Here is an 11564-nt window from a genome sequence, read left to right as displayed (position 1 = left end):
CAAACTATTGTGGAATCAATAAATAGAGGAGAGACACGCTATAGCTTCCAGATTTAGAAGCCGACACCTGATCAGCCGTCAGATTCGCTTTATACTCCACATTAAAGGTTTGCGCTTGCTTTTTATCCACCGAAGCCGCCGATACAGCAACTTGTTCCTGTGTCGTTAAAAATACTTTGGGGTTGGATCTTATCCTGTTTATTCCCGTTCCCGCAGTTAATTGAAGTGACAGTGTCGACAATGGTAGTGTTCCGCCGCCATTGCGAACAAGCTCACTGTCAACCGACTTAACACGGAGCTCGTAGTCCGTTATTGAATTCACGCGGATTGCATTTGAAACCAACGAACTTACTCCCTGCATGTAGTCTTTTTGTGTCGAAAACTGCAAGGTGGCATTAGCGGCATCTGCGGCAATCTCCAAGCTATAGTCAGGCTCCATATCGACCATCCCACCGTCAGTCAGACGCGGCGGCAATTGCATTTCATAATTAATTTCCTGCGTCCCCAGCACTTTTCCGTTTTCACTATACAGGGTAAACAACAGGGGAATGCGGTACTTCAGGTAGGTATATTGATCAGGACTTAGATAGTCGTCCAGGTATTTACCTTGCGCAACAGTCAGCGCACTATAAAGTTGGTATTGCTGGTAATAGTTTCCATTGGAACTAATGGGTTGTTTCGCCCGGTTAATCAGCAGCACATCGTTGCTATTTTGCAAAATAATCGGCGTGCGGCTTGCGCCGATACCATCGAGACGAAAATTCGCTTCATTGTTATCTCCAGTCCACCGCAGGCTTATTTTGTCTACCGGAAATGTATTTCCGCTCCGGTTCCTTCCGCCTGAAATGGTGCGTATCGGTGCCAGCAAACGCACGGCGAGCGACCAATTTTTCTCGTTTACATTGAGACCATTCAGGTCAAATTGAAACACATTGAATCGATCCGGCGTGGTTTTCCCCAAATAGGAAGCCACTTCGAAATAGTTGTCCGACCAGACTGAAAACCGCAATTGTGCAATTAGAGGAGCTGCTGAAAACAGCCCCCACATCAACAACGTTATTATTTTAGTTCTTTGCCACATGTTTAAATTCCAATTCCGCGATCTTCACCACATCCTGATCGCCATAAAATGCCAATACTGAAACAAGGTAATTCCCAGATTTCAACGATTTGGGAATTGCAATATATTGTTTACGCTTATCACCGGGCAAGCAGTAAAAATTAAGATTGTCCACCACTTCCTTTTCACCTGTTTCCTGATTTAAAAACTCGGCACGCAATCTTCCTTCCAACCAGATATTGCCGGTCACATCGTAACTGACCTCCAGAAACTGTCCAACAGAATCTATATCTTTATAAACCAAGTTTGTAAGTTCAAGATCTGGCGTTTCCCTCCCATTGAAACGATGATAAACCTTTACGCCCGAACGAACGGCCAAACGGATATTAGCTCCTTCCTGTTTTTCTCTTGCCCTAGGGTTCAACTGCGTTACAAAGAGCATTGCCGTATGAACGGGTACTTCGGCCGTGAATTTTGCATCCTTAGGGACCTGCATATTCAGTTGCAACCGTTTTGATTCACCGGGTTTCAGCGAGAAATACGATTCCGATACCGACAGCCAGTTTGCGCAGCTTGTTGGCAGTGTTCCTTTTGGACTCAGTTCATTATCACCAACAGCTGAATAAGACCAATCTTCAAAAGACACCCCCAACTCGAGTGTATAATCTTTGCTCGGATTTGTCACATCCACATATTGCGTTTGCGCCTGCCCGGCATCGCCCACAAAATACAATCTGGGCGGACCAACTGTCAATCCCGTTTGAGCTAAAGCTATTGTAGCCGTAAAAAGCAAGAAAAATGAGGCAATCAGGTTCTTCATAATAATACAATTTGGCATAAAAATACATAAAAAAGCAGGTATCTTCCGATACCTGCATCTATATGATTTTCATAGCGTAGAATAGGATCTACTAGTTTGCTGCGATTGTGTATACCACATCGATGGTATATTTTGCTTTTGTATCTTTACCACCATTACCCAACAATTCTTTTACAGTTGCTTCATTAAGTGGTTTACCGATATATTTTACATCCAATTCTTTGTTCAATACAGAAGATTCAGCTGTACTTGTGCTTCCGAAAGGACCAAACTCCATGTTTACATCTGTAGAAGCAGTTTTACCATCCACTTGAATTTCAATTAATTTTTTAGCATCGTATGTGTTCGCACCATTTCCAGCTACTTTATTGAACTGACCGTTAGAAGACAAGGTTGCTTTTACTTTGTAACCAGAACCTACCGAAGATACTTTCAATTGTTTTGTAATCGATTTACTTACCCCATTTGTATAGTCAGCTGCCTTTTCGTATTTCAACGTTACTTCGTCATCATAACCAGAAGTCGGCGTACCATCTTGCCCAGCACCACTACCAATTTCAATCGATTGAAAAGGATTCAATTCAACGTTCACTTTTACTTTTGCTTGTGATTGTGCATTTACTGCAGTTACTGAACCGATGATCGCTGCTGCGAAGAAAATAATTTTTTTCATTTTGAAGTTTTTATAATTTTATTGACTTATTCGTTATTATCTATCCTCTTTGGACAAAACAAAAGTACAGCAGGAAATGAGGCAAAAAGTATGAATTTGAGTCCAAAAAGTATAAAAAAGGGAGCGCGTAGAATCTTGTAGCTATACAGCTACAAAGGTATGTAGCGGCACAGCTACGCCGACACTGGTGCATTAGGTGAGAAAGATTAAATTTAGACCGTTTTTATCTTGTTTCGATGCTATAGAGCACATCGTTCGTAAAAGTTACCGTATTATTTTTTTCCACATATTTCATCAAGCCATCTGCTCCGGGACCAGTGTAGGTAACATCGAACAGTCCATTGAGGGTGGGTGAATCTGAAGAAATGATCGTTTCCTTATTGGTAGAGAGGACGCTACTAGCTGTATTTATGGCTTGCCCTATATGAGTGGCAGTAGCTTTAACACGAATCAATGGTGCGGGAATTTTTTCTGTCTGTGCCTGACCGAGCTTTATAAAATCTTGATTGGTCATTTTGACCTTCACTTCATAGCCCGACGTGCTAAATACCGAAAGATGTGCTTTTTGGACAGACTCAACACCATTTTGATAATCTGCTAAGGTGTGATAGGCCAAGGTAACGGTCGATTGATCTGGATTAATAACAAGATGCTGCACATCGTGTAGCTCAATATTCAATCGAATCCCTGTCTGTGCGAAGGCTGTACCTCCTAAAAGAGCCAATCCCAAAAACAATATTTCCTTTTTCATAGCCTGATACCTGTTCTTTTGATGGTCTTATGGATCATCTGTGATTAATTGCGCAACTTTTTCCTTAGCAAATCTTAGCAATTAAGGAATCAGAATTGTGTAAATTCTAAGCTATGGATAATTTCATACGCTTTCGTTGTTCTATTATAAATATACCTTTTATCTCGAAAACGAAAGAATAAGAACAATTCTTTTTAATAGGAAAACATGTATTATTTTTAATACAGAACGGTTATTGCTGCCAGCGCTTGCGGTATTCTGTTGGTGTGAGGGATGTTTCTTTCAGAAAAAAGGTACTAAAGTTATTCACGTCTGTATACCCTAATTCCCAAGCTACTTGTTTGATCCTGAGTGAAGATTCCACAAGAAGCTTCTTACTGACACGGAGCAATTCTTTGGTGATAAGTTCTTTGGGTGTGGTACCCAGGGTCTCTTTGGTGAGATTGGTCAATTTTTTACTTCCTATATTTAATTGATCCGCGTAGAAAGCGACCTGTTTTTCCTTTTTTACATGTTTTTCAACTAGATCCTGGAAACGCCTTACCAAGGCCACATCTGTTCGTTGCCCCAGAAGCTCACCCGATAGCTTATCTTCAGCATATATAGCAGCCAAGAGCACGATTTGCTTCACGATATTATGTGCCAGATCGCGGTAAATTGCCTGATTATAATTCTGCTTGGACAGCTTCAACTGCATACCGACAAATTCATAGTACGTCGCGTATTCTTTGGGCACACTAAGTGTTCGATAGGTATATTCGCTTTTGTTAAATGACTTGAAGTTTCGAAGGAAGGCCGTATCAACCTCGGTACGTGCAAAAAAACTTTCCGAAAAATAGATAATCAAAAATGGGCGCTGTTCATTTGTGTTGGCTTCGATTTGTATCCCACGCGGAATCAAAACCAGGCTATACTCCTCAATCTCAGTGATCTGTTTATTGATCTGCATGCTACAGCCGCCACTTGACACAAAAAGAACGACATAGTTCTCTTTTGCTGTTGCATCCTTAATTTCCGAAGACTCCCGTTCTACACCAATAACCCGATGAACTCCAAATTCCATAATAATTATTTACCGCATGTAATGCCTGAAAAACATTTTACGTGCTTAGGCGTGAAGCAATTTAGTAAATAAATCCCGAACACAAAAACTCGCCTCATATTGTATCAACCTATGATTAAAATGATTAGGCAGCAGACCGACCCAGAAAAAGAAGCCTTTTTAAAAATAGTTTTTTTGTTTGAGATATCTGACCACCTGACTGGCCCCAGCAGAACTGAGATGATGCGTATCAAACCTATAAGAATCCCCAAAACTATCGTTGTGATGCTTCACATCTTTCAGTTTTATCTGTCTTCATTTTCAAGGCAACCTTATGGTAAGGAAGCAGGTATTCCCGTCATCAGAAGCACATTTCATACATTATTTTTCACAAATTATAATTGATAGATCAGCCTCCAAAAGCCACTAAGTGTTTTTTCTTTGCCACTAAGAGGCAATCCCACAGCCATACCGATAGCCAATTTGTTGTTAAGTCCTAACTTAATCTGGGGATGCAAAATTGTTCTTATCTCATCGGAAGAAATTTCCTGATTGACCTCAATACCGATAAAATGGTCTGTCTGTGGCACGGTATAATGAAATGAAGTGTTGAACTGCCATATCATATTCATTTTGGATGAAGCATAATGATACGCCAATTCTGGCCCTGTATAGACCAATGCATGCCAATTGTTATGCCAGTTTTTGGCAGCAATAAAGAATGGGTTAAAAGCTGTACCCCCGTCGACAAAATTAAAGATCTGCGTATATCCAACAGCTAAAGTCGTTGCATGTTTTTTGGAAACATAAAAAGAATATTGCGAAGATAAACGCAACCTTTCCAATTGATTGCTCGAAGATACATTCGCCATGCGGCTTCTTGAATACGTAAAATCCGTCTCCGCTTCCAATCCCAATCGATCTATAGGCGCAAATTCATATTCTAGGAGGTAGCCAAATTCGTCAGCCGAACGCGTTCTTTTGATATCAGCGCCGACATTAAACTCCTTCTCCCCCTTCCGCGCGCCAAGATCCCGTACAAGATCATTATATAAAGGTTCGGCATGATGTACTTTATCGGGCAGGGATTTATTTTCTTGGGCAAGGCCAGCAACTGAAGTGACGAGGGCACATATAAATAAACATGCGCGCAAGCACCGAGAAGTAAGTTTATTGTTTTCCATATCACAAACCTCGATGTGAAATATGGAAAGACTTGGGAATGTTCTTTTCCTGCTTCAGTAAAGAAATAGCAATGTATAATTCCTTAAGATATATTGATCATAAGCCCGACCAAACATACAATAATGCAGCGCAAAATGTTGGCACGATTAACCGTTAACACCGATTATCACTTACTTCCTCTTTACCCTCAGCAATCATTTCATTGACTTCGGCCATGTCACCTTCCTCCAAATGCTCAATATCTTCCGCCTGCTCTTCGGAATAGCGGTCGATAAAAAAGGTACAGCCCATGGGAAAATGATCGGACCCAACAGAAGGATAAATAAACAATTTGTCAATAAATACGGTCGGACTATGAAACAGCAGGTCCAAAGGCACTCTGAAAAACCAATAATTGGCATGAAAGGTGGAAAGAATACCTCGCCCGATGCGTGCATCAATCAATTTGCTGGTTTTTTTGAACAAGAGCGAAGATTTGGCCCAGGCCACATTGTTAAAGTCTCCTGTGACAACGACTGGCATTTTATAATCGCGTACCCGCTTGGCCACACTGAGCAGATCACCATCCCTTTCTTTGGAGTTTTCTTCTTCTGTCGGACTTGGTGGTGGTGGATGAACAGCAAAAAAGATAAAACGATGCCCATCGGCTGTTTCCAGTTCTGCTTCAATACTGGGAATATCATCTGCTACAAAATAATGCACTTGACATTTGTTAACCTTCAGATTGGTATAAAAATGCATACCGTAGGTATTGTCCAGGGTCACCTTCTCAAAATTGGGGTAATCGCTTTCCAATATACGTAGTGCTTTTTCCCAAGCAGCATCACTTTCCATGGTCAAAAAGATATGTGGCTTTTCTTTCTGAATCAGGTCAATAAAGCGATCATAAGCCGTATTGAATTGCAGCACATTACAGGAGATCACTTTGATACTATTAGATGCATCCTTGCCCTTTTCATATTTTTCGCGACGCCAAAATTTGGTGTAACGTATCAATATATAGGCGTGGTATACAATCAGCGCCAGCTGTATCCCCTGCAACCACCATATCCACGAATCTTTCCCCACGAGATAAAACCCCATTGCCAAAGCCGGCACCTGAAACACCAGCAGTTGCAGCTTCACAAATTCAGCTACCCGAAAGATCCAATGCTGGCTTTGAAAAAAAGGTAACACACTCAGTAAAATCAATATACTGGAGAATATAACATAGAAAATCAGCATATCGCTAACGCTAACATTTTAAACAAACTTAAATAAATTACACTTATTTTTCAACAGATTATCATTTCTCGATCGCTACTTAGCTATTATAGCCCCTTTTGCAAACTCTCCTGATAATCCACCCTTGTCCTGGCTAGCGCATTCGGGAAGTTCGTGTGGATATACGCTATCATTTGTTCCCGAATATAACAGCTTAGATAAAACAAAGCTAAAAATAAAAAATGATTGCTATTTCAATCATTTTAACTACTTTTGTTTATAATAGCGAACAAAAATAATATATGAGCTCTAAGAAACAAATCATTTTCCCTAAGTTAGCCAAACTTATGGAACAAGTAGGCGAAAATATTAAGTTAGCAAGAAAGCGTCGTAAATTAACAACTATTCAAGTTGCAGAGCGAGCTGGAATTGCGCGTTCAACCTTATACCTTATTGAAAAAGGAGATACAAGCGTCGCATTTGGCGCATATTTAAATGTGCTGCGGGTACTGGGGTTACAAAATGATGTATTGCAATTAGCAGCGGACGATGATTTAGGAAGAAAATTACAAGATCTCGAATTATTAAAGTAGCAAGCAATGGCACATAACAAATTTGATATATACGTATATGCGCACTGGAAAGGGATGAGAGAGCCTAAATTTATAGGGACACTTTCAGCACACTTTGCTAAAGGCAAAAAGGCATTCAGTTTTGAGTACGATAAGCTATGGTTGAAATCGGAACAACTTCAAATCTTAGACCCTGAAATACAGTTTTTTTCAGGGACACAATATGCTAGCGACAAAGGAAACTTCGGTATATTTCTAGACAGTATGCCCGACACTTGGGGGCGAACACTAATGAAAAGACGTGAGGCTCAGTTGGCGAAAGAGCGGAACGAAAAGACGCCCATCTTATATGATATCGATTATTTGTTGGGAGTTTATGACGAGAGCCGTATGGGAGCATTACGCTTTAAAACGAGTAAAGATGGCCCTTTTTTAGATGATAATAATCAAAAGCCAACTCCTCCCTGGTCATCGGTCAGAGAGCTGCAGCACGCTGCTGATGGGCTGGAAAATGACGAAAGCAACGACATAAAGGAATGGCTGACGATATTAATGGCTCCCGGATCTTCATTAGGAGGAGCCAGACCTAAGGCTAATATTTTAGATGATAATAATGAACTGTGGATTGCCAAATTCCCCTCTAAAAATGATATTTTTAACAAAGGTGCATGGGAGTTTTTGTCATACCAACTTGCCATTGGAGCAGGTATAAAAATGGCTCCATCCAAAATGGAAAGAATAGCTGGAAATTATCATACCTTTTTTACTAAACGATTCGACCGTGAAAAAAAAGATCGTATCCATTTTGCTTCGGCAATGACTATGACCGGCAATAACGAAGATACAATTCGTGACAATCCTGCGAGCTACCTGGAGATTGCTGAATTTATACAAACACATGGAACAATGATCGAAGAGAATTTGCAACAGTTATGGAGAAGGATTGTTTTCAATATTGCGATATCCAATACCGACGATCACCTACGAAACCACGGTTTCATTTTAACAGATGAAGGCTGGATTTTATCTCCAGCGTATGATTTAAACCCCTCAATTGAAAAAAATGGTTTATCATTGAATATCGATATGGAAAATAACGCCCTAGATTTTGCCCTGGCGATAAGTGTGGGGGAATTTTTTAGACTTAATACAACTCAAATGAATCGTATAATAGGTGAAGTACTGGAAAGCGTAAATCAATGGGAAAATGTTGCAGATAAGATTGGCATATCAAGAGCAGAAAAAGAACTAATGAGTAGAGCATTTAAAACACATTTATAGATCATCCATCACCTGCCTCTATTATTTTTCAACAGACCATCATTGATCAAGCGCTCCTCAGCTATTATATTTCCTTTTGCAAACTCTCCTGATAATCCACCCTTGTCCTGGCTAGCGCATTCGGGAAGTTCGTGTGGATATACGCTATCATCTCCTCGCGGATAAAACAACGCAGGTCAAAAGCTTGCCCCGAATTGCGGCAGCTCATCAGGCAGCGGATCTCCATGGTACGCTCTTTAAAGTCAGTTACCTGAAGCACATTGACTTTACCGTCCCAAAGGGGGTGTCCGGTAAGTAAGGCTGTCAATTTCTCACGCAATAGCTGAACAGGTACGGTAAAATCTGTATAGATAAATACGGTTCCCAATATTTCAGAAGTCGTGCGCGTCCAATTTTGGAACGGCTTTTCAATAAAATAAGTGATGGGCAGTACCAAACGGCGTTTGTCCCATATATTGACCACTACGTAAGTTAGATTGATTTCCTCCACACGGCCCCATTCCCCTTCGACTACCAGTACGTCATCCATACGTATAGGTTGTGTAAAAGCGATCTGAAAGCCAGCGAGGAGATTTCCCAAGGACTTCTGTGCAGCAAAACCGATGATAATTCCACCAACCCCCACGCCTGTGAGCAAGCCGGCGCCGATCTTCTGCATACTATCAAAGCTTAATAGGATAATCGCCAGTGAAATCACAATGATTAGGGTAACCACTACTTTTCTGATAAAGATGATTTGCGTCCTGATCTTACGTTCGCGCAGGTTATTCTCCTTGTTAATATCAAAACGATGATAGAGATAATCTTCAAAAACCTTAATACCCTGTATCAGCGCAACCGCAAAGAAACTGACGAGCAAAAGTTCGTTGATTTTGCTCACCGCACGAAATGTCCTTTCGTTAAATTGAGTAAACGGCAGTAAACTATTGAAAACAATTAATGGGATAAACACACTTAGTACACGATTAAAACGCCTAATAAAGGAACGGAAAAGGGAGTAGGATTCCTGTTGGATGGCCTGACGCCGTAGTAGAGGAATAAATATGAGTTTAATCAGGATACCGATCAAAAATGAAAAGAGGATTAATGCAATATTCCAGAGCCAGGCGGGCCACTTCTGTGAAAGTTGAATTAATGTTTCGTTCATCATGCTGTTCTTTCTTTGTGTTCACGATTTATTTTCCTATTTAAAGATAACCGCTATGAAGGCCTAACGTTTGTTTTATTTTGAGAAAGATCGGTTGACTAAGCGGTCGTCAATCTAGACAAATTTGCCGCAGTTGCATGAACAGCAAATTAATATAATCGACCTACATCTACTACGTAGTAAGCCCTGCTCCCAGAAAGAGCAGGGCTTACTTTATTCAGATAAAATGCTTTATGTACCGAAATAGTTCAAGCCAATATACAGGGCTACTGTTCGTATCGTCCTTATTGTGGCCGGAAAGGCCTGTAAATTCTATAGTTTTGAACGATAATGGATACAAGTGAATAAAAATCTATATTTTTAAGCTTTAGAAGGTATGGAAAATAAAAAAATCTCAATAAATGACATTGCGAAACACTTAAAAATAGCAAAGTCAACAGTATCACTGATCATTAACGGAAAAGCTGATGAAAGACGTATCAGTAAAGAATTACAGACTAAGGTACTGGACTATGTTAGGGAGGTTCGTTTTTACCCGCATCACTTAGCGCAAAGCCTCGCAACAGGCCGAAGCAACAGTATCGGACTTATTGTTGAAGATATTTCGGACTCATTCTTTGGACCAATAGCACTTATGATCGAAAATCTAGCCAAAACGAAGGGTTATAGAATAATGTATAGTAGCACCCTTGGTGACACCAATACAGCTGTAGAGATTATAAACTTTTTCAGACGGAGCCAACTGGATGGCTATATTATTGCACCAACCAAAGGAATAGAAGATCTAGTTAAAGAAATGGTGGATGAGCATATCCCAATTGTTCTATTTGACCGGGATCCCGTCGAAGGTGTAGATTTCGTCGGAACCAACAACAAGGGAGCAATGATTGAAGCTTGTATGCATCTTTATGATAATGGTTTTCGTCAGATTGGATTCGTTACACTCGAATCTACACAAAGCCAAATGCATGACCGATTATTAGGTTATAAAGAGGCCATGGAAAAATTAGCTATTGACCCTAAAGTTGCCTTTGTACCCTTTGAATCAAAAAAACCAGTCAAACAGCAACTCATTAAAGATTTTCTTGAAAAAAACCTGGAATTGGACGCTATCATCTTTGGAACCAATTATCTTTGTCTTGCAGGGTTGGCCGCGATAAATAAACTAACGGCTAATAGGAAAGTGGATTTCGGAATTGTGTCCTTTGACGATCATGAGGCATTTAACCTGATCTCTCCAACGATCACCGCCATACGCCAGCCATTGGAAGAACTAAGTAACAACATTATAAAATTATTGCTCAAGCAGATAGAAAAGGCACCAAGGAATAATAGTAGTCATGTCGTGTTGCCCTCAGTGATAAAGACAAGAAAGTCATCGGAAAGAAAAATCAATCTCCTCCCGACCAGCCTAAAAAACTAATCGACAGGAGATTATACAAAAAAATACAACCAGTTATTCAACTTTCATTGAAGACGCCTTATCGTTGGCCGTTGGAGTTAATTGTGAAAACAGCGGAGTATCCGTCGTCAGCACCCAGTTGGTTCCAGAGAAATTTTGGTGTTCATAGAGCGTCAAGCTAAGGCCATTTGGAACTCTCGCGGAGGATGCCCAATCATTTTCAATACCTTTGGCATTCAGATCTGCCAGATTATAGCTTCCTTTCGGTAAGAAAACTCCCTTTCCGCCATAATTGCGGTTGGTAGGGATAGTTCTTCGTCAGTAGCCGAAGAACTTACCAGATCTTTGGAACAAGCGGCAAAGACAAAGCTCAATATAAGTGGCAACTGTAGTCCATAAATTAATTTTCTCATAATTTTTATTTTAAA

12 protein-coding genes are annotated in these 11564 nt (G+C 40.4%); 3 read left to right on the top strand and 9 right to left on the bottom strand.

Translation table 11 applies throughout. The features are described 5' to 3' along the window. Positions 1-4: 4 nt before the first annotated feature. The 7 genes from A9970_RS16810 to A9970_RS16780 all read right to left on the bottom strand — a co-directional run bounded on the left by A9970_RS16810 (position 5) and on the right by A9970_RS16780 (position 6755). Entirely contained in the window at positions 5-1081 is a 1077-nt protein-coding gene (locus A9970_RS16810) for a hypothetical protein (protein WP_182983130.1), read from the bottom strand. After that, on the bottom strand, positions 1065-1880 hold the full coding sequence (locus A9970_RS16805; RefSeq protein ID WP_182983129.1) for a molecular chaperone: 816 nt from the start codon (positions 1878-1880) through the stop codon (positions 1065-1067). The genes A9970_RS16810 and A9970_RS16805 overlap by 17 nt, the downstream gene beginning before the upstream one ends. Before the next feature lie 91 nt (positions 1881-1971). After that, positions 1972-2553 carry a hypothetical protein gene (locus A9970_RS16800; RefSeq protein WP_182983128.1) on the bottom strand — a complete coding sequence of 194 codons (582 nt, stop codon included), beginning with the start codon at positions 2551-2553 and terminating at the stop codon, positions 1972-1974. Positions 2554-2776: 223 nt separating this feature from the next. Further along, on the bottom strand, positions 2777-3304 hold the full coding sequence (locus A9970_RS16795; RefSeq protein WP_182983127.1) for a hypothetical protein: 528 nt from the start codon (positions 3302-3304) through the stop codon (positions 2777-2779). Between the two features lie 232 nt (positions 3305-3536). Further along, positions 3537-4367 carry an AraC family transcriptional regulator gene (locus A9970_RS16790; RefSeq protein WP_182983126.1) on the bottom strand — a complete coding sequence of 277 codons (831 nt, stop codon included), beginning with the start codon at positions 4365-4367 and terminating at the stop codon, positions 3537-3539. A 374-nt stretch (positions 4368-4741) separates the two neighbouring features. Continuing rightward, the gene (locus A9970_RS16785) at positions 4742-5530 is read right to left on the bottom strand and encodes an HAEPLYID family protein (protein ID WP_182983125.1); all 789 of its coding nucleotides are present in this window, start codon (positions 5528-5530) and stop codon (positions 4742-4744) included. Between the two features lie 154 nt (positions 5531-5684). Beyond that, the gene (locus A9970_RS16780) at positions 5685-6755 is read right to left on the bottom strand and encodes an endonuclease/exonuclease/phosphatase family protein (RefSeq protein WP_182983124.1); all 1071 of its coding nucleotides are present in this window, start codon (positions 6753-6755) and stop codon (positions 5685-5687) included. 281 nt (positions 6756-7036) lie between these two features. Between A9970_RS16780 and A9970_RS16775 the strand changes: the two genes are divergently transcribed. Together A9970_RS16775 and A9970_RS16770 are read left to right on the top strand one after the other, a co-directional pair. Then, positions 7037-7327 (top strand): helix-turn-helix domain-containing protein, encoded by a 291-nt coding sequence (locus tag A9970_RS16775; RefSeq protein ID WP_070570037.1) that lies wholly within the window; start codon positions 7037-7039, stop codon positions 7325-7327. A gap of 6 nt (positions 7328-7333) precedes the next feature. Next, the gene (locus A9970_RS16770) at positions 7334-8587 is read left to right on the top strand and encodes a type II toxin-antitoxin system HipA family toxin (protein WP_182983123.1); all 1254 of its coding nucleotides are present in this window, start codon (positions 7334-7336) and stop codon (positions 8585-8587) included. Between the two features lie 64 nt (positions 8588-8651). Here A9970_RS16770 and A9970_RS16765 read toward each other — a convergent pair whose 3' ends face one another. Next, positions 8652-9737, bottom strand: a complete 1086-nt coding sequence (locus A9970_RS16765) for a mechanosensitive ion channel family protein (RefSeq protein ID WP_259655418.1) — start codon at positions 9735-9737, stop codon at positions 8652-8654. A 373-nt stretch (positions 9738-10110) separates the two neighbouring features. On the opposite strand from A9970_RS16765, the gene A9970_RS16760 reads away from it, so the two are divergent. Further along, positions 10111-11157 carry a LacI family DNA-binding transcriptional regulator gene (locus tag A9970_RS16760; protein ID WP_182983122.1) on the top strand — a complete coding sequence of 349 codons (1047 nt, stop codon included), beginning with the start codon at positions 10111-10113 and terminating at the stop codon, positions 11155-11157. A 215-nt stretch (positions 11158-11372) separates the two neighbouring features. Here the strand turns inward: A9970_RS16760 and A9970_RS16750 are convergent, their stop codons facing one another. After that, on the bottom strand, positions 11373-11549 hold the full coding sequence (locus tag A9970_RS16750) for a hypothetical protein (RefSeq protein ID WP_182983121.1): 177 nt from the start codon (positions 11547-11549) through the stop codon (positions 11373-11375). Between the last annotated feature and the right edge of the window lie 15 nt (positions 11550-11564).

This window comes from Sphingobacterium sp. UME9, from assembly GCF_014170215.1.
GTDB lineage: Bacteria > Bacteroidota > Bacteroidia > Sphingobacteriales > Sphingobacteriaceae > Sphingobacterium > Sphingobacterium paramultivorum.
The sequence above is the reverse complement of the archived record's forward strand: the minus strand, read 5'-3'. Positions and strand labels throughout refer to the sequence as shown.